At 49.4% G+C, this 18,574-nt stretch carries 17 protein-coding genes; 12 read left to right on the forward strand and 5 right to left on the reverse strand.

What is annotated here, in order from left to right; genetic code table 11:
• The 5 genes from DXD25_RS17175 to rsmG all read right to left on the reverse strand — a co-directional run.
• The coding region (locus DXD25_RS17175) for an Rpn family recombination-promoting nuclease/putative transposase (protein ID WP_233522249.1) at positions 1-477 on the reverse strand (477 nt) is incomplete at its 3' end.
• A 460-nt stretch (positions 478-937) separates the two neighbouring features.
• A complete protein-coding gene (locus tag DXD25_RS09065) occupies positions 938-2,425 on the reverse strand; it encodes an ATP-binding cassette domain-containing protein (RefSeq protein ID WP_117663088.1) in 1,488 nt (495 codons plus the stop codon).
• A gap of 57 nt (positions 2,426-2,482) precedes the next feature.
• Positions 2,483-3,124, reverse strand: coding sequence for a crossover junction endodeoxyribonuclease RuvC (gene ruvC / locus DXD25_RS09070; RefSeq protein WP_117663090.1), 642 nt, complete (start codon positions 3,122-3,124; stop codon positions 2,483-2,485).
• Positions 3,125-3,179: 55 nt separating this feature from the next.
• Positions 3,180-3,824: an MBL fold metallo-hydrolase gene (locus DXD25_RS09075; RefSeq protein WP_089543429.1), complete on the reverse strand. Its 645-nt coding sequence runs from the start codon at positions 3,822-3,824 to the stop codon at positions 3,180-3,182.
• A 74-nt stretch (positions 3,825-3,898) separates the two neighbouring features.
• Positions 3,899-4,522, reverse strand: a complete 624-nt coding sequence (gene rsmG / locus DXD25_RS09080; RefSeq protein ID WP_117663092.1) for a 16S rRNA (guanine(527)-N(7))-methyltransferase RsmG — start codon at positions 4,520-4,522, stop codon at positions 3,899-3,901.
• Between the two features lie 222 nt (positions 4,523-4,744).
• Between rsmG and DXD25_RS09085 the strand changes: the two genes are divergently transcribed.
• The 12 genes from DXD25_RS09085 to DXD25_RS09140 all read left to right on the forward strand — a co-directional run bounded on the left by DXD25_RS09085 (position 4,745) and on the right by DXD25_RS09140 (position 18,509).
• Positions 4,745-5,422 carry an HAD family phosphatase gene (locus DXD25_RS09085; protein ID WP_117663094.1) on the forward strand — a complete coding sequence of 226 codons (678 nt, stop codon included), beginning with the start codon at positions 4,745-4,747 and terminating at the stop codon, positions 5,420-5,422.
• A 37-nt stretch (positions 5,423-5,459) separates the two neighbouring features.
• Positions 5,460-6,278 carry a 3-methyl-2-oxobutanoate hydroxymethyltransferase gene (panB, locus tag DXD25_RS09090; RefSeq protein WP_117663096.1) on the forward strand — a complete coding sequence of 273 codons (819 nt, stop codon included), beginning with the start codon at positions 5,460-5,462 and terminating at the stop codon, positions 6,276-6,278.
• Position 6,279: 1 nt separating this feature from the next.
• The gene (locus DXD25_RS09095; RefSeq protein WP_117663098.1) at positions 6,280-7,500 is read left to right on the forward strand and encodes an MFS transporter; all 1,221 of its coding nucleotides are present in this window, start codon (positions 6,280-6,282) and stop codon (positions 7,498-7,500) included.
• Positions 7,501-7,696: 196 nt separating this feature from the next.
• Positions 7,697-8,692, forward strand: a complete 996-nt coding sequence (locus DXD25_RS09100) for a MoxR family ATPase (RefSeq protein WP_117663100.1) — start codon at positions 7,697-7,699, stop codon at positions 8,690-8,692.
• Between the two features lie 44 nt (positions 8,693-8,736).
• Entirely contained in the window at positions 8,737-9,606 is an 870-nt protein-coding gene (locus DXD25_RS09105) for a DUF58 domain-containing protein (protein WP_117663102.1), read from the forward strand.
• Between the two features lie 11 nt (positions 9,607-9,617).
• Positions 9,618-10,694: a BatD family protein gene (locus tag DXD25_RS09110; protein WP_117663104.1), complete on the forward strand. Its 1,077-nt coding sequence runs from the start codon at positions 9,618-9,620 to the stop codon at positions 10,692-10,694.
• Positions 10,695-10,753: 59 nt separating this feature from the next.
• On the forward strand, positions 10,754-11,752 hold the full coding sequence (locus DXD25_RS09115) for a VWA domain-containing protein (protein WP_117663105.1): 999 nt from the start codon (positions 10,754-10,756) through the stop codon (positions 11,750-11,752).
• A 44-nt stretch (positions 11,753-11,796) separates the two neighbouring features.
• Complete coding sequence (locus tag DXD25_RS09120; protein ID WP_117663107.1) at positions 11,797-12,837, forward strand: VWA domain-containing protein; 1,041 nt, start codon at positions 11,797-11,799, stop codon at positions 12,835-12,837.
• A gap of 137 nt (positions 12,838-12,974) precedes the next feature.
• Positions 12,975-13,721, forward strand: a complete 747-nt coding sequence (locus DXD25_RS09125; protein ID WP_117663109.1) for a tetratricopeptide repeat protein — start codon at positions 12,975-12,977, stop codon at positions 13,719-13,721.
• Positions 13,722-13,783: 62 nt separating this feature from the next.
• Positions 13,784-16,381 (forward strand): BatD family protein, encoded by a 2,598-nt coding sequence (locus DXD25_RS09130; protein WP_117663111.1) that lies wholly within the window; start codon positions 13,784-13,786, stop codon positions 16,379-16,381.
• A 73-nt stretch (positions 16,382-16,454) separates the two neighbouring features.
• Positions 16,455-17,159 (forward strand): phosphatase PAP2 family protein, encoded by a 705-nt coding sequence (locus DXD25_RS09135; protein WP_117663113.1) that lies wholly within the window; start codon positions 16,455-16,457, stop codon positions 17,157-17,159.
• A gap of 75 nt (positions 17,160-17,234) precedes the next feature.
• Positions 17,235-18,509, forward strand: a complete 1,275-nt coding sequence (locus DXD25_RS09140; RefSeq protein ID WP_117663115.1) for an S-adenosylmethionine:tRNA ribosyltransferase-isomerase — start codon at positions 17,235-17,237, stop codon at positions 18,507-18,509.
• The last annotated feature ends 65 nt before the right edge of the window (positions 18,510-18,574 follow it).

An 18,574-nucleotide genomic window follows, 5' to 3' on the forward strand; every position in this document is an offset into this window, starting at 1 on the left:
AATTTCATCACCGAAGAAGAGTTCACTCTGTCGGTTCGAGAGTTTCAGGATATCATCCGGCTGATGGAGTCCCTGGAACATCGTCTTGCCATGATATACATAATCCTTAGCCTGTCCCAAAGTGAAATACACGATATTGATGGAATATACCTTGCGCACCTTGTCGTAATCATCGCCCAGACTGATATTGTCTGTGATGACCTTGGAAACTCCATAGAGCATACGGTGGAAATAGGTATGTTCCCGGGTATTCTGTATCTCGAAGATGATGAATTCTCCCTTCTCATTTTCTGCCAGGATATCCACTCTGTTGAATTTATCATTCTCGGTCTGCTGATTGCTCTCACTATCCAGGAATCGGTTGATCTTGAATTTCTCGTTCAGCAGCGAACACATAAAGCCTTCCAGCACGGCATAGTTTGCCTTGTTGCGAAGCAGGCGTTTCATCGCCCAGTCAAATCTGATATAATTTGCCATATTATTCCTCCATGATTAATAAATATATATATACTGCAAAGATTGTGCCAGAGAGCGCAATGAAAGCTTGCTTTCAAATTGCCGAGCGCCGCCAATCTTCTGCAAAGATACGCCGATTTTTTGTAACTTCCAAACTTTTAAAGAAGTTTTTATTCCAGCTTCTTACAGAAAACATATATTTAATTCGATTCATTTGCCAATCCTATCATAGCGATGAATATCATCCATCGTGACCGCTCATACCGCTTCTTAAAATACTGGTTATGGTAAATAACTTTACAAGTTGACCGTTGCGGAAAAAACTCTTAAGAGAAGCTGGCGTTTCCCTTAAGGAAAAATATATTTTCCCTTAAGGAAAAAAATAAAAATCCTTAAGGGAAAATTCTCAATCTCTTCTTTCCCCATTTTCCTGGCATTTTCGTCTGATATTCTCTTCCTTGAATATTGTTTACACGGATATCTATTTCGTATGTCTCATCAGGAAGATGCTGTGGTCGATGCAGGCAGGGAGCTCTTCCTTATAGTGAGTAACCATGATCATCGTCTTGTTCTTTCGCTTGCAGAATGCCTCGATGATATCCTTTACCAGGCGGCGGTTTCTGTTGTCAAGACCATGAAGAGGCTCGTCGAGGATGAGGAGCTCAGGATCCTTCACGAAGGCGCGTGCCAGAAGTACCAGGCGCTGCTCGCCACTTGACAGCTTCAGGAAACCACGATCTTCCAAACCCTCCAGACCGAACACCTTCATCCAGAAACGGCACTGGTCCATATCCTCTTCCTTAGGCTTTACATAGAGACCCACAGAATCGGTAAGGCCGCTCGCCACGATGCGGATGGCTGGCATATCACGCTGATAGGAACGGTGAAGCTCTGGAGATACATAGCCGATATGCTTCTTGATATCCCAGATGCTCTCGCCACTGCCACGAGGATTGCCGAAGAGGGCAATGTCGCAGGCGTAGCTCTGCGGATTGTCGGCACATACCAGGCTGAGCAGGGTACTCTTGCCGGCACCGTTCTGTCCGCTCAGCGCCCAGCGCTCACCATTGTTAACCGTCCAGTCGAGATCGTTGAGGATGATGCGCTCGCCATACTGGATGCGAACCTTGTTCATCTTCACCACTTCCTGACTGTGATATTCCCGGTCGCTATATGGCAGGTCGATGATGGCTTGTTCTAATTCTTCGCATAATACGTGGGCAGGGATGGGGTTGCGCTGTGCCAGATATTCTTCCTTGGTAAGCTTAGGATATACCTTCATATCCTTCACTTCTACCACGTGGGTGATGAAGTCTGGGATGTCATCGCTCTTGCTCAATACGAGGATGATCTGCAGATGATGCTCGGTGGTGAGTGACTTGAGAAGCTCCTTGAGCTGGTCGCGGGTGTCGGCATCCAGACCGATGAAAGGATTGTCCATGATCAGCACGCGAGGCTCTGAGAAGAGGGTAGAGGCAAGCTTGAACTTGCGGAGCTCTCCACTGCTCAGCAGGATGGTGTATTTGTCGAGCAGGTGGTGCATGTGGAACAGCTCGTAGATGTGTTCCTGCAGCTGTCTGCGCTCCGGCGTATCTTCGCCAGCCATCTGATAAGCCTCTTCCAGCTTATCCTTGACGATAGGCGTGTTCTCATCTATTTCCAGCTGGTTCCAGCGCTGCTGCAGGAAGTAGGTGCGGTCGTTGTCGCCTCCGTAGGTATCACGAAAGGTGATATACTTGATATTGTCGCTCACCAGGGGCTTGGTACTAGGAGAAAAATCGTAATCAGGATCGTGCATCAACAGCGGGTGTCTGCCCACAAGGATGTCCACGAACATCGACTTACCTCCACCATTGGGACCTACGATAGCGATATGCTCGCCGTCGCATGCCTCGAAGTTAACTGGCTCAGCCATACGCCATTCCGGCATACGGGTTACGCCATTCTGAATACTGATAATCTTTTGCATCTCTCTTATTTTTTTTGATATGATTGCGTGATAACAGGATGATATTTCCGGGCTGGGCTACTTGTGCGTGGTACGGTTGATAGCCGCCAGAAGCTTTGCCTGCGGGCCTGTCATGCCTGTATCTTTCTCTATGCGGCTGGCGTTCTTGGTAGCAAAATCCTTCCAGCTGCTATAGTGTCTGTCGCCCGTTTCGGGTCTGCCCATCTGCAGGAAATGGCAGTAGGCGGCGCCCAGGGCATCGGTGGCATCCATGTATTTCGGCATCTCGTCTTCCCGGATGTTGAGCATGCGCTGCAGCATCGCCGCCACCTGCTCCTTGGAAGCCTGACCTTGTCCGGTAATTGCCATCTTGATTTTCAGCGGAGCGTACTCGTGGATGGGTACGTCGTGGTGGATGGCAGCAGCGATAGCCACTCCCTGTGCCCTGCCGAGCTTGAGCATCGACTGCACATTCTTGCCGAAGAAGGGAGCCTCTATCGCCATCTCGTCGGGCAGATAGGAATCGATGATGCCAGTCACCCGCTCGAAAATCCTGCCGAGTCGCAAGTAGGGATCTTTCTCCTTGCGCATATCGATGACGCCCATCACCACCAGTTCTGCCTTGTTGCCGATGACGCGTATCACGCCATAGCCCATCACGTTGGTGCCGGGGTCAATGCCCAGGATGATTTTCTCTGTGTTCGATTTCTTCTGAATCATCTGAATGCTGTATCTTCTGAATCCTTGGAATTCTGAATGCTGTATCTTCCTGAATCTATCGGTCCATATATGGATTATGAGCCAATTCCTCGCCGATGCTGGTAGCCTCTCCGTGGCCTGGCAACACCTGTGTTTCATCCGGCAACATGCCGAGATGGCGCAGGCTGTTGATGATGCGGAACATGCTGCCGCCAGGGAAATCGGTTCTGCCGATTGAGCTCTTGAAGAGGGTATCGCCCGAGAAGAGTACGTGCTCTGCCTCGCAATAGAAGCATACGGAGCCGTTGCTGTGGCCTGGAGTCTCGATGATGGTGAATTCGTGATTGCCGAACTTGATTACCTCATCTTCCTCAAAGAAATGACCGATAGGAGGGAAGTGGGTGTCGAGCTGCATCTGGTAGAATGTCTCAGCCTGATGAGCCAGACCCTTCATCAGCTTCTCATCGCCCTGTGCCACTTCCGGCTTCAGTCCGAACTCCTGGTAGATGGTATCGTTGCCGAAATTATGGTCGAGATGACCATGGGTAACGAGGAGATGAACAGGCTTCAAATTGTTCTTTCTGATATACTCGGTGATTGCCTTGCGCTCTTCAGGATAGAAGGCGCCGCAATCTATGATGACGCACTCGAGGGTGTCATCGCTGACCACGTAGCAGTTTTCCTGCAACATGTTGACTTGGAATCTTTCGATATGTAGCATTTTACTTTGAACTTTGAGATTTGAACTTTGAACTTTATGATTAGTGAAGCTGATGAATTTTTCACTCTTCACTTCTATGCCGGAACATAAACCAGCTGCTTGTCCTGGCTGAACCACTCCTCATCGAAGAAGGTACTGAGAGGGGTGATTTCCGAAATCTTATAATACTGCTTGAGCTCTTCCTTCAGATTGCCGCCCTTGAGGCAGAGCAAACCATTAGGCAGGGCATTCTGACCCGCCTTCTTGAAGTTCTTCTTGATGATCTTCATCAGGTCGGGCAACTGCATCACGGCACGGCTCACCACGAAGTCGTACTTGCCTTTCTCGTCCTCGCCGCGCAGGTGTTCAGCCACCAGGTTCTTGAGTCCGATAGCGCCAGCCACCTCATTGCACACCTTGATCTTCTTGCCGGTGCCGTCGATGAGCTTGAACTTGCACTCAGGGAAGAGGATGGCGAGCGGGATGCCCGGGAAGCCACCGCCGCATCCGAAGTCGAGAATCTCTGAACCCGGGCGGAAGTTGATCGCCTTGGCAATAGCCAGAGAGTGGAGCACATGGTGCTCGTAGAGGTTGTCGATATCCTTGCGGCTGATGACATTGATCTTGGCATTCCAATCGCGATACAGACCGTCGAGGGCAGCGAACTGCTTCTTTTGCTCGTCGGTGAGGTGAGGGAAATATTTCTCTATGATATTCATTCTATCTTGTTTTTGTTTCTTTCTATCTATAATAGTTAATGTATATACTATATTTATTAATGTATATAAACCGATGCAAAGGTAGTGCAAATTGTAGATAAAACAAAATAAAATTAGCTTTTTTTGTATATTTAGTAGTTATTTCGGGGCTAGTTAGCAAAAAAATGTGTACCTTTGCACCCGAAAAAGATGTTAGATAGTATTTATTTAATATAAAAAGTAATGATAAAAGCAGCATTATTCGACTTAGACGGCGTGGTTTTCGATACCGAAAGCCAGTATTCCGTGTTCTGGGGAATGATAGGCAGGGAGTATCATCCGGAGATGCCTGACTTTGCGCATCGCATCAAGGGACAGACCCTGGTTCAGATCTACGACAAGTACTTCTCTGACGATGCCGCATTCGCTCATATTGATGGATACACCGATTGCAAGTCGGAACAGGCTAAGATAACAGCCCGGCTCGATGAGTTCGAGCTGAATATGTCGTTTCCTTACATTCCCGGATTCGAAACTTTCCTGAAAGACGTGAAGGCGCATGGTGTGAAGTGCGCTGTGGTGACGAGCAGCAATCTGCAGAAGATGGAGCAGGTGTATAAGCATCATCCTGAGTTCAAGACCAATTTTGACCGCGTGCTCACCAGCGAAGATTTTGTCAAGAGCAAGCCGGATCCAGACTGTTATCTCAAGGGTGCTGCCTGTTTCGGAGCAAAGCCGGAGGAATGCGTAGGTCTGGAGGACAGCTTCAACGGACTGAAGGCAGTGAGAGCTTCGGGTGCATTTACCCTCGGACTCGCTACTACCAATTCTGCAGAGAGCATCCAGCCATACAGCGACTATGTGATAGCCGATTACAATGGATTCGGATACGATGACCTGGAGAGGATAATCAGAAAATAGGCTGAAAAGAATTATACTTTTAAGTAAACACAATTATATGGGATATTTATCTACAGACAAAAAGAAAATCACAACCAAGACCTACGCCGAAATGAAGGCGGCAGGTGAGAAGGTTACGATGCTTACTGCCTACGATTTCACTACCGCAGGCATCATCGATGCAGCTGGCATCGATACCATCCTGATAGGTGATTCGGCTAGCAATGTGATGGCTGGAAATGCTGATACATTGCCTATCACCGTAGATCAGATGATTTACCACGCACGCAGTGTGGCCCGCGCCTGCAATCATGCACTCGTGCTCTGTGATATGCCTTTCGGCAGCTATCAGGTTTGCAAGGAAGATGCCTTGCGCAATGCCTGCCGAATGATGAAGGAGACGGGCGTGGATGCGCTGAAGCTGGAAGGTGGCGTGGAAATCCTGGATACTGTTCAGGCACTCATCAATGCCGGTATTCCTGTTTGCGGTCATCTCGGACTTACTCCTCAGAGCGTGAATAAGTTTGGCGGTTACGGCATCCGTGCCAAGGAAGATGCAGAGGCTGAGAAGCTGATCAGCGATGCTAAAGCACTGGATAAGGCTGGCTGTTTTGCCATCGTCCTGGAGAAGGTTCCTGCCAAACTGGCGGCTGAAGTTTCACGTCAGGTAAACGCTGTAACTATCGGTATTGGAGCTGGTAACGGTTGTGATGGGCAAGTGCTGGTTTATGCTGATGCGCTCGGTATGACCCAGGGCTTCAAGCCAAAATTCCTGCGTCATTTTGCCCAGGTAGGCGAGGAGATGCAGAAGGGAGTAAAGGCTTATATCGACGCCGTGAAGAGCGTGGAGTATCCAAGCGCAGAAGAGAGCTACTAAGATGGATACGCAAAATACCCCGGTGCATTTTAATCTGTGGCACCGTGACTTCTGGCGTCTATGCTTCGCCAATCTCTTCCTGATGACGAGCATCTACATGCTCCTCCTGAGCATACCTTATTTTATGACTAAGGAGGGTTATTCCCTTGCTCAGGTGGGTGTGGTGTATGCAGCCTATGGTTTGGGCATCTTTCTGCTGGGTGGCTTCTGTTCTTATCTGGTGCAGCACTATCGTCGCAATCGGGTATGCCAGATGTCCATCCTCGGCGTGGCAGTCAGTCTCGTCGTTCTTTATTATCTGGAAACCTTCTGGAATATCAAGGTGGGCTTCGAGATGCTGGTGGTGATGCGTCTGATTCAGGGCGCTTTCCTGGGTTTGGCAGAGATGTCGCTGGCGAGTACGCTGATTATCGATACCTGTGAATCTTTCCAGCGTACGGAGGCGAATTATATCACCTCCTGGTTTGCCCGCTTTTCCATTGCGGTAGGTCCATTGCTGTCGCTTCTGGTCTATCATGTCTTCAGTATGAAAGTCGTTTTTCCCGTAGCTTCGGTATTGGCATTGGTAGCCTTGGTGCTGGTTTCCAGGGTGAAATTCCCGTTCAAGGCTCCGTCAGACAAAGTGTCGCTCATCAGCAGTGACCGCTTTTTCCTGCCTCAGGGATTTCCGCTGTTCGTCAATATTGTATGCATCATGGTGATACCGGGCTTCTATCTGTCGCTGCCTCATTCTCTCACCGTCTATGCGATGTTTTTTTGCGGACTGTTTCTGGCATTGGTGGCTGAGAAATACGTTTTTGCTGATGCAGAGCTGAAGAGTCAGGTAATCGTGGGACTGATATTGATCGCGGCAGCAGAATTTGTTTTCTTAAGTGATCAGAGCTTTGCCGAAGATACGCTTGTTCCAGCCTTGCTGGCCTTGGGAGTGGGTATCATCGGAAGCCGATTCCTGCTTTTCTACATCAAGCTTGCCAAGCATTGCCAGCGTGGCACCAGTATGAGCTCCTTCTTCCTGGCGTGGGAACTGGGGTTGAGCTTAGGAATCGGATTGGGTTTCTGGCTGGTGAAGGACGTGTATCAGAAGTCTCCTGATGTGGATATGGCGATATTGAATCCAGTGTATAATGAACTTGTGTATCCGGCTTTCGGATTGACAGTGGTTTCTCTCCTGATGTATAATTTCCTAGTACATCCATGGTATATGAAGCATCGCAATCGCTGATGCTTCGTGTGCCTGCTTTATTAAAAGTTTCTAAAAATAGCGTTTGTGAAACTTTTTTAATATAATTTAGTTAGCTTTATTCGCTTTTGTGCTCATAATTGAGTACTTTTGCGTTTGATTTGAGGACGGAGGGCATTTTGGAAGTGCCCTTTGTTCTGTTTTTAGAATGAATTAAACGTAAAATTGATATAAGATTATGGCAGAAGCTATTGATATCCGTGAGTTGAATATCCGGATTGAACAACAGAGTCAGTTCGTTACCAACCTGGTAATGGGCATGAACAAGGTCATCGTAGGTCAGAAGCACCTCGTTGACTGTCTCCTTATCGGTCTTCTCTCTGATGGTCACATTCTCCTGGAAGGTGTACCGGGTCTGGCGAAGACTCTTGCAATCAAAACATTGTCTCAGTTGATTAGTGCAGACTATAGCCGCATACAGTTTACACCCGATTTGTTGCCTGCCGACGTGATCGGTACGCAGATCTATTCGCAGAAGGATGAAGCCTTCCATGTGAAGCGAGGACCTGTGTTTGCCAACTTCGTCCTGGCAGATGAGATCAACCGTGCTCCAGCCAAGGTGCAGAGTGCCTTGCTCGAGGCGATGCAGGAACATCAGGTAACCATCGGCGACCAGACATTCCATTTGCCTAATCCATTCCTGGTGATGGCTACCCAGAACCCGGTAGAGCAGGAGGGTACCTATCAGTTGCCTGAGGCTCAGGTGGACCGTTTCCTCCTCAAGGTTGTCATCGATTATCCTACCATCGAAGAAGAGAAGCTCATCATCCGTGAAAACATCCAGGGCGGTCTGCCTACCGTGACTCCGGTTACTACAGCCGAGGAAATCCTGAAGGCTCGCAGCATCGTCAACGAGGTGTATATCGATGAGAAGATTGAGCAGTATATTGCCGACATCGTCTTCGCTACCCGTTATCCAGACCGTTACGGCCTGGGCGAATTGAAGGATATGATTACCTTTGGCGGCAGTCCTCGTGCCAGCATCTCACTTGCCAAGGCAGCCAGAGCCTACGCCTTCATCAAGCACCGTGGCTACGTGATTCCTGAGGATGTACGTGCCGTGGCTCACGATGTACTCCGCCACCGCATCGGCCTCTCTTACGAGGCAGAGGCAAGCGAAATCACCAGCGAGGAAATCGTCAGCCGCATCATCAACAAGGTAGAAGTGCCTTGATGAAGTAAGTTCAAAGTTCAAAATTCAAAGTTCAAAGTAATAAGTTGGATACACAAGATATCTTAAAGAAAGTTCGGAAGATCGAGATCAAGACTCGCGGATTGAGCCAGAACATCTTCGCCGGCCAGTATCATTCTGCCTTCAAGGGTAGGGGAATGGCCTTTGCCGAGGTGCGCGAATATCAGTATGGCGACGACGTGAGAGACATCGACTGGAATGTGACGGCTCGCTTCCATCGCCCTTTCGTCAAGGTCTTTGAAGAAGAGCGAGAGCTTACCGTGATGCTGATGGTGGATGTGAGCGGTTCGCTCGATTTCGGTACCATGCGCCAGATGAAGCGCGACCTGGCTACCGAGATAGCTGCAACCCTTGCCTTCAGTGCCATCCAGAACAACGACAAGATAGGTGTCATCTTCTTTTCCGACAGAATAGAGAAATATATCCCTCCCAAGAAGGGACGCAAGCATATCCTTTACATCATTCGTGAGATGCTCGACTTTCATCCCGAGAGTCAGCGTACCGATATCGGATGTGCCCTGGAATACTTCACGAGGGTGATGAAGCGTCATTGCACGGCTTTCGTCATCAGCGACTTCTACGACAACAAGGACTATCAGCACCAGCTGCAGATAGCCAACCAGAAGCACGATGTGGTGGGAATACAGGTGTATGATCCGCGTGCCAAGCAGCTGCCCGACGTGGGACTGCTCAAGGTGATGGATGCCGAGACGGGACACGAGATGTATATCGATACCAGTTCGAAGAAATTGAGAGTGGCTCACACCCAAAACTGGTTGCGACAGCAGGAGAATCTGCGACAGCTCTTTGCCAAGAGCAAGGTAGATTGGACTTCGGTAGCCACCAACGAGGACTTCTCGAAGGCGCTCCTGATGCTGTTCAAACAGAGAGGCTAAAGTAAGATAACATGAAAATAAAGAATATCATATTGACGATGGCGCTGATGGGTTGCTCTACGCTGGCTTTCGGTCAGACCGTGGAGCAGCGCATGGATTCCCTGCAGCTGCTTATCGGACAGCAGACCATCCTGCACCTCAAGGCTACAGCCCGGAAGGGTGCCAGAATCGTGCTGCCATCCTTCAAGCCTCAGGACCAGATTGCACCTGGTGTAGAGGTGGTGGAGCAGAGCAAGGGCGACACGATGCAGATGGGTGATGACCGCATCCAGGTGAGCCGCGACTATACGCTTACCTCTTTCGATGAGAAGGTGTATGTGGTTCCTGCACTCGATGTGAAGATCGACGGCAAGAGCTATCACGGAAATCCGTTGGCGCTGAAGGTGCTCACCGTTCCGGTAGATACGGTGCATCCTAACCAGTTCTATCCGGCAAAGGGTGTACAGGATAATCCTTTTGAATGGAGTGAGTGGAGCTTCGCCTTCTGGTTGAGCCTGCTGATGATTATCATCTGTGGTGCAATGATTTATCTACGCAATCGTCTGAAGAAGAACAAGCCTATCATCGCCCGCATCCGCATCGTGAAGAGGGTGCCTGCCCATGAGAAGGCACTGCGTGAAATCAATGACATCAAGCATCATCATACCAGTGCCAGCCAGGAGACTCAGAAAGAGTACTACACCCAGTTGACCAATACGCTGCGTGCCTATATCGTGAGCCGCTTCGGATTCAATGCGATGGAGATGACCAGTGGAGAAATCATCGAGCACCTGCGTGCTTCGGGCGACCAGAAGATGATAGACGAGCTGAGAATGCTCTTCTCCACCGCCGACCTGGTGAAGTTTGCCAAGTACGAGATTCCGATGAACGAGAACGATGCCAACCTGGTGAATGCCATCAACTTCATCGACCAGACGAAGACCGATGAGCAGCCTAAGGAGGAGAAGATCGTTCCAACGCTCAGCACCGAAGACCAGAAGTCGCAGCAGCAGCGCCGACTCATCAAGACCCTGCTCTGGGTGGGCGGCATCAGCGTAGTTGCCATCTTCGGCTACATCGTTTATCAGGTAGCGATGCTCGTGATGTAAATGTCATCAGGCTCAGAAATCCAGAGCTGGTGATGTAAACAATAAAAAGAAATTAAGAAATGGAATTTGCAAGTAAAGCATATTTTCTGCTGCTCCTGCTGCTGATACCTTATATATTATGGTATTTCCTGGGCAGGAAGAAGAGCGAGCCTACGATGCGCATGAGTGATACACGCATCTATCAGTATGCTCCCAAGAGCATGCGCGTCAGACTCATCCATCTGCCGATGGTGCTGAGATGCATCTGCTTCGTGCTCATCGTCATCGCCATGGCCCGTCCGCAGACCCACTATTCCTGGGACAACAAGACCGTAGAAGGTATCGATATCATGCTTGCCATGGACGTATCAACCTCTATGCTTGCCGAGGATCTGAAGCCAAACCGTATGGAGGCGGCGAAGGATGTTGCCACTGAGTTTATCTCAGGCCGTCCTACCGACAATATCGGACTCACCATCTTTGCCGGAGAGGCTTTCACGCAATGTCCGATGACCACCGATCATGCCAGTCTGCTCAGACTCCTGCATGATACCCGCACCGATATCGCGGCTCGCGGACTCATCGACGACGGTACCGCTGTGGGTATGGGACTTGCCAACGCCGTGACCCGACTCAAGGATTCCAAGGCAAAGAGCAAGGTGGTAATCCTGCTCACCGACGGTAGTAACAACATGGGTGACATCTCGCCTATGACCGCTGCCGAGATAGCCAAGAGCTACGGCATCAGAGTCTATACCATCGGTGTGGGAACCAACAAGGTGGCGCCTTATCCGATGCCTGTGGCAGGAGGCGTGCAGTATGTCAATATCCCGGTGGAAATCGATACCCAGACGCTGCGCGACATCGCTCAGACCACCGATGGAAACTTCTATCGAGCTACGAGTACAGCCGAGTTGAAGAAGATCTACAAGGACATCGACAAGTTGGAGAAGTCTAAGTTTAATGTGAAGCATTTTGCCAAGCGTTATGAGGCCTATCAGCCTTTTGCCCTGGGTGCACTCCTGGTACTGCTCCTGGAGATATTGCTCCGCCTCACTTGGTTCAGAAGAATTCCTTGATGAAAGAGGAGTTTAGACAAAATAGATTATAACATCATATAAATATGTTAAGATTTGAAGATCCTACGTTTCTCTGGCTGCTCTGGCTGATACCGGTGCTCATACTGGTTCGTCTGGTAGGCTGGAGAAGGCGAAAGGCTAAGCTGAAAAGATTGGGCGATCCGGAACTGCTCAAGCAGTTGATGCCCAACATATCCAAATACCGTCCTACGGTGAAGTTTGTGCTGATGCTTGCAGCCTTGGCACTCGTCATCGTGATGGTGGCTCGCCCTCAGATGGGAAGCAAGATTTCTCACGACAAGCGTAATGGCATCGAGACGATGATCTGTCTCGATATCTCCAATTCCATGCTTGCCGAGGATGTGGCTCCTTCCCGTCTCGACAAGAGCAAGATGCTGATAGAGAATCTGGTAGATAACTTCAGCAACGACAAGATCGGACTGATTGTCTTTGCAGGCGATGCCTTCGTGCAGTTGCCTATCACCAGTGATTATGTATCGGCAAAGATGTTCCTGCAGAATATCACACCGGGGCTGATCCAGACTCAGGGTACCAATATCGGCGATGCCATCTCGCTTGCCACCAAGAGTTTTACCCAGCAGGACAATGTGGGTAGAGCCATCATCGTGATTACCGATGGTGAGAACCATGAGGATGGTGCCAAGGAGGCTGCCGAGATTGCCCAGAAGAAGGGCATCAACGTGTTCATTCTCGGTATCGGTAATACCAAGGGTGCTCCTATCCCGATGGGCGATGGCTCTTATCTGAAGGATCATGCAGGCAATACCGTGATGACTGCCCTCAACGAGCAGATGTGCCGCGAACTGGCGCAGGCTGGCAAGGGTCAGTATATCCATGTGGATAATACGAGTGATGCAGAAAAGGCATTGAATGATGACCTTACCAAGTTGCAGAAGGGAGATATGACCAGCGTGATATACAGTGCCTACGATGAACAGTTTCAGGCTGTGGGCATTCTCATCATCCTCCTGCTCATCATCGAGGTCTGCATGCTGGAAGTAAAGAATCCGTTGCTCAGGAACATCAAGTTCTTCAAAAGGGATTCCTTGAAGCTGCCGAAATAAAGCAGCTTCATAAGTCTGGGCTGTCACCTATTCGCCCTGAAAGGGCAGAAGCTCTTAGCCCAGGGCATCGCCCTGGGTAAAGCGAGTAGTAGCAAGGCGCCCTGAAAGGGCAAAAGCTTTAAAATATAGATGTAAAAATGAAGTATATACATTATATAATAGTAACAGTGGCAATGTTGCTGGTGGGTACGGCACAAGTCGGAGCCCAGACTGATCGCAACCTGATCCGTCAGGGCAATCGTGCCTTCAAATCTCAGAAATGGGCAGTGGCAGAAACCCAATATCGCAAGGCTATCTCCAAGAATCAGAAGAATCCACAGGCGATATACAATCTTGGTTGTGCGCTCATGGCGCAGCAGAAAGACTCCATGGCGATACAGCAGTTTACCAATGCTGCCCAGTTGGAAACCAACCGCCTCCGCCGTGCAGCCAGCTATCACAACATGGGCGTGATCATGCAGAACCACCGTGAATATGCCCAGGCCATCGAATACTACAAGATGGCGCTGAGATGCAATCCACAGGACAATGAGACCCGTTATAATCTTGCCCTCTGCAAGAAGTTGCTCAAGAACAATCCGCAAAACAAGGATAAGAACAAGAACAACAAGGATAAGAACAAGGACAAGAACAAGAAGGATCAGAATAAGGACAAGAACAAAGACAACAAGGATAAAAACGACTATAAGAACAAAAACGACAAGAACAAGAATAAGAATAACAAAAATAATCAGAACCAAAACCAGCCGAACCAGGACAAGATGAGCCGCGAGAATGCCGAGCAGCTCCTGAATGCCGCCGTTCAGCAGGAGCAAGCCACCAAGCGCAAGTTGCAGAAGGCGATGAGCCAGCCACGCAGGAAGGCTTACGACAAGAATTGGTAAAAGATTAGATGAGATAAAAATACGATTTACATATAATATTTAGCTATTATTTAAGATACGATATGAAAAGAATAGGTTGGTATTTGATATTGCTGATATGCTTGCTAGGCTACCAGGTGCATGCGGTGGCCCAGCATATCTCCGTGTCGGCTCCATCGCACGTAGCGGCTGGAGAAAACTTCCGTGTCGCCTATACCATCAACACCCGTGATGTAGAGGAATTCAGAATGGGTGCAGTGCAGGATGGACTCGAAGTCATCGCAGGCCCTTACACATCTTCGCAATCCAGTTATCAGATGATCAACGGACATACCTCGTCCTCTTCATCTGTAACCATCACCTACACCCTTTATGCGGCAAAGAATGGTACCTTCAATATTGGTTCTTCCCACGCCATCGTGGATGGTAGGAACCTGGCTTCTCGCGCCGTGAAGATTACGGTGTCGGGGCACGCCCAGCATACCAACGGCGCTCCTAGCATGCACGGACAGAATAGCTACGACCAACCTCGTATGCGTACCGCAGGCTCTGCCATCTCAGGCAGCGACCTCTTCATCAAGGTGTCTGCCAACAAGAAGAGAGTACACGAGCAGGAACCTATCCTGCTTACCTACAAGGTATATACACAGGTGGAACTCACCCAGCTGGAAGGCAAGATGCCAGACCTGAAGGGATTCCACAACCAGGAAGTGCCTCTGCCACAGCAGAAGACCTTCCATACCGAAATGGTGAACGGTCGTCCTTACAAGTGTGTCACCTGGAGCCAGTATGTGATGTATCCTCAGATGACCGGTAAGCTGGAGATTCCTTCCATCACCTTCAAGGGCATCGTGGTACAGCAGAACCGCAATGTCGATCCTATGGAGGCCTTCTTCAATGGCGGATCCGGATATGTAGAGGTAAAGAAGGACATCAAGGCTCCGGGTATCACCCTGCAGGTAGATCCGTTGCCTCAGCGCCCTGCCAACTTCTCGGGTGGAGTAGGAAAGTTCAATATCTCTGCTTGTCTTGACAAGAAGGAAATCAAGGCAGGCGAACCGATCACGCTCCGTGTGATTGTGGGAGGTATTGGCAACCTCAAGTTGCTTAAGCAGCCAGTAGTGAATTTCCCGAAGGATTTCGACAAGTATGATGCCAAGGTAACAGATAAGACCCGACTCACTGCCAATGGAGTGGAGGGTAATATGATCTACGATTTCCTGGCTGTTCCTCGTAATCAGGGCAGCTATACCATTCCAGCCGTGGAGTTCACCTATTATGATACCAGCAAGAATGCGTATAAGACCATCAAGACCCAACCTTTCACTCTGAACGTGGAGAAGGGAGATGGATCAACATCCGAGTCGTCTGACTATACCAGCAAGGACAAGGATATCCATACCATCAAGTTGGGCAAGACCTCACAGCATCAGGCAGATGATATGTTCTTCGGAAGCTTCGGCTACTGGACCAGTCTGCTCATTCCGCTCATCGCCTTCTTCGTGCTGCTGGTGGTATTCCACCGCAGAGCCATCGAGAATGCCGACATCGTGAAGAAGCGCTCCAACAAGGCGGGCAAGATAGCCACCAAGCGTCTGCGCATGGCCAACAAGCTGATGCTGCAGGGCAAGCAGGGCGAGTTCTATGATGAGGTGATGCGTGCCCTCTGGGGATATATGAGCTACAAGCTGAACATGCCGGTAGAGCAGCTCTCTCGTGAGAATATCCGTGAGAAACTCTTCGCCCACGATGTGGACGATGTTACAATACAGAAGTTTACTTCCGCTCTCGATGAGTGCGAGTTCGAGCGTTATGCTCCAGGCGATCCTGCCGGCAATATGAACCGTACCTTCGAATCAGCAATGACAGCGATTATGGAAATAGAAAATGCAATTAATGCGGCTCGCAAGAACGCCAAGAAGCATCCTGCCGGATATTCCTTCGTATGGCTGCTCCTGGCAATGCTGGGCTTCGGCGCTTCTCCGATATCGGCAATCACCAAGAACAATGCCGATACGGAATACCAGAAGGGCAACTACCAGCAGGCTATCCGCGACTACGAAGAGCTGCTCAAGAATGGTGCCTCTGCCGAGATTTACTACAATCTCGGCAATGCCTACTATCGTACAGACAATATCACCAAGGCGGTGCTCAACTATGAACGTGCCCGCCTGCTCTCGCCTGGAGATGAGGACATCAACTTCAATCTCCAGTTTGCACGCAGCAAGACCATCGACAAGATTACCCCGGTAAGCGAAATGTTCTTTGTTACCTGGTATAAGGCGCTGGTCAACTTCACGAGTGTAGATAACTGGGCGAAGACTGGTATCATCTCCATCATCATGGCGCTGCTGCTCGTGCTGCTCTATCTCTTCGGTCCGCACATCCTGATGCGCAAGATCGGCTTCTTTGGCGGTATCGGCTTCTTCCTCGTCTTCCTGCTGAGCAATCTCTTTGCCTATCAGCAGAAGCAGGCGCTCGACAACCGCAAGGGTGCCATCATCATCTCACCTTCCGTGAACATCAAGAAGACGCCTGCCAAGACCAGTACCGATCAGTTTGTACTCCACGAGGGTACCCGTGTAGATATCATCGACAAGGGTATGACCGACTGGCGTGGCATCCGCGTAGGCGATGGAAGAGAAGGATGGATCGAGACCAAGCATCTCGAGGAAATCTAGGAGAATGAAGTGGATGGAGCGTCAGACACTGATATCATTCTACATTCAACATTAAATATAAAACAATAAGTAAATGGATTTTAGTTCGATACAAGATATTGACTTTCAGATACTGCAGTGGTTCAACGGCAGTAACAATGTGATTCTCGACCAGTTGGTGATGGCACTTACTTCGGGTTTCACCTGGATACCGCTCTATCTTGTACTCTTTATCATCGTGATGCGCAATAATGAGACGATTGGGCAGATTGGTCTTATTGTAGGCTGCGCATTCCTGTGCATTCTTTTTGCCGATGGCATTGCCGAGGGAATCATCAAACCGCTTGCGGCTAGATGGCGACCTTCCAACGATCCGCTGGTAAAATATTCCGTACAGGTAGTGGATAATCTTCGTCTGAAGGACTACAGTTTCTGTTCGGCGCATGCAGCCAATACCATGGCGATAGCCGTGTTCTTCTCGCTGCTTGTAAGGAGCAGGATGCTCACCTTCACCCTAGTAGCATGGTCGCTGGTGAACTGCTGGACCCGTCTCTATCTGGGCGTTCATTATCCGCTGGACATCGTTTGCGGCATGCTGCTGGGCATGGTGGTTGGTACGCTGGTATATCTTTTCTTCCATCGTATGTACCGGCGTATGTCACCGGAAATCAAGTATGTTTCGAATCAATATACCAGTACGGGATATGATTGCGATGACATCGATATGATTATGACCGTCCTGATGCTCACCCTCGTATATGTCATCCTGCGTGCCGTCGTTCTGATGACGGGATTATAGTAGTATAATAGCCTTTTCTGAAAAAAGGTAAATCATAAAGTTCAAAGTTCAAAGCTCAAAGTTCAAAGTAAAATAATGGATACAAAACATATTAAGATTAGTGATTATAATTACGATTTGCCAGATGAGCGCATCGCCAAGTTTCCTATCTCACAGCGCGACCACAGTAAACTGCTGGTCTATAAGCATGGCGAGGTAAGCGACGATGTGTTCTTCCATCTTCCCGACTATCTGCCAAAGGGTGCCATGATGGTATTCAATAATACCAAGGTAATCCAGGCGCGCATGCATTTCCGCAAGGAGACGGGAGCACTCATCGAGGTGTTCCTGATGGAGCCCGCTGCACCTACCGACTATGAGCTGATGTTCCAGACTTCGGGTCACTGCTCATGGCTCTGTATGATTGGTAACCTGAAGAAATGGAAAGAGGGAAGCCTGAAGCGCGACTTCGAGATTAAGGGTCATCAGCTTACCCTCTCTGCTACCATGCGCCGTGGAGATGCGCTCAGCACAGAGGCGGCTGAACTGGTGACTAAAGGTGGCGGCACCAACTACTGGGTGGATTTCGACTGGGACAACGAGCATGTTTCCTTTGCCGAGATTCTCGAAGCAGTGGGAGAGTTGCCTATCCCTCCTTATCTGAACCGCAAGACAGAAGAAAGTGACAAGACCACTTATCAGACCGTATATTCCAAGATCAAGGGTAGTGTGGCTGCCCCAACAGCCGGTCTGCATTTCACCGATGCGGTGCTCCAGGACCTGGATGCGCATGGCATCGACCGTGAAGAGGTAACCCTTCATGTTGGAGCGGGAACCTTCAAGCCGGTGAAGAGTCTTGAGATAGAAGGTCATCAGATGCATACCGAATATATCGTGGTTCATCGTCGCAGTCTGGAGAAGCTCATCAAGCACGAGTGCCAGGTCATCGCCGTGGGAACCACCAGTGTGCGCACCATCGAGAGTCTCTACTATATGGGCGTGCATCTCATCAAGCATCCTGAGGCAAGCGAGGAGGATTTGCATGTAAAACAGTGGAATCCATACGAGCTGTCGGCAGATGGCAATCTGGTGGATGACATCACTCCGGTGCAGGCTATTCAGGCAATCGTCGATTATCTCGACCGCAACGGATTGGAAGCCCTTCATTCCAGCACGCAGATCATCATCGCTCCAGGTTATACCTATAAGATTGTGAAGATGCTGGTAACCAATTTCCATCAGCCTCAGAGCACCCTGCTTCTCCTGGTGAGTGCCTTCCTGCATGGTGATTGGAAGAAGGTATATGATTATGCCCTCTCTCACGATTTCCGATTCCTGAGCTACGGAGATTCCTCCCTGCTCATTCCGTAACTTGATTTAAAAGTTATTCTTGATGTATCGTGTTTGCATCAATACGCCCTGAAAGGGCAAAATCC

The sequence above is a fragment of the Prevotella sp. TF12-30 genome, assembly GCF_003436715.1.
Classification (GTDB): domain Bacteria; phylum Bacteroidota; class Bacteroidia; order Bacteroidales; family Bacteroidaceae; genus Prevotella; species Prevotella copri_A.

What these genes read in the sequence shown, in the direction of transcription:
- DXD25_RS09065 (WP_117663088.1), bottom strand. Translation starts at nt 2,425, where the DNA reads ATGCAAAAGATTATCAGTATTCAGAATGGCGTAACCCGTATGCCGGAA.
- ruvC (WP_117663090.1), bottom strand. Translation starts at nt 3,124, where the DNA reads ATGATTCAGAAGAAATCGAACACAGAGAAAATCATCCTGGGCATTGAC.
- DXD25_RS09075 (WP_089543429.1), bottom strand. Translation starts at nt 3,824, where the DNA reads ATGCTACATATCGAAAGATTCCAAGTCAACATGTTGCAGGAAAACTGC.
- rsmG (WP_117663092.1), bottom strand. Translation starts at nt 4,522, where the DNA reads ATGAATATCATAGAGAAATATTTCCCTCACCTCACCGACGAGCAAAAG.
- DXD25_RS09085 (WP_117663094.1), top strand. Translation starts at nt 4,745, where the DNA reads ATGATAAAAGCAGCATTATTCGACTTAGACGGCGTGGTTTTCGATACC.
- panB (WP_117663096.1), top strand. Translation starts at nt 5,460, where the DNA reads ATGGGATATTTATCTACAGACAAAAAGAAAATCACAACCAAGACCTAC.
- DXD25_RS09095 (WP_117663098.1), top strand. Translation starts at nt 6,280, where the DNA reads ATGGATACGCAAAATACCCCGGTGCATTTTAATCTGTGGCACCGTGAC.
- DXD25_RS09100 (WP_117663100.1), top strand. Translation starts at nt 7,697, where the DNA reads ATGGCAGAAGCTATTGATATCCGTGAGTTGAATATCCGGATTGAACAA.
- DXD25_RS09110 (WP_117663104.1), top strand. Translation starts at nt 9,618, where the DNA reads ATGAAAATAAAGAATATCATATTGACGATGGCGCTGATGGGTTGCTCT.
- DXD25_RS09115 (WP_117663105.1), top strand. Translation starts at nt 10,754, where the DNA reads ATGGAATTTGCAAGTAAAGCATATTTTCTGCTGCTCCTGCTGCTGATA.
- DXD25_RS09120 (WP_117663107.1), top strand. Translation starts at nt 11,797, where the DNA reads ATGTTAAGATTTGAAGATCCTACGTTTCTCTGGCTGCTCTGGCTGATA.
- DXD25_RS09125 (WP_117663109.1), top strand. Translation starts at nt 12,975, where the DNA reads ATGAAGTATATACATTATATAATAGTAACAGTGGCAATGTTGCTGGTG.
- DXD25_RS09130 (WP_117663111.1), top strand. Translation starts at nt 13,784, where the DNA reads ATGAAAAGAATAGGTTGGTATTTGATATTGCTGATATGCTTGCTAGGC.
- DXD25_RS09135 (WP_117663113.1), top strand. Translation starts at nt 16,455, where the DNA reads ATGGATTTTAGTTCGATACAAGATATTGACTTTCAGATACTGCAGTGG.
- DXD25_RS09140 (WP_117663115.1), top strand. Translation starts at nt 17,235, where the DNA reads ATGGATACAAAACATATTAAGATTAGTGATTATAATTACGATTTGCCA.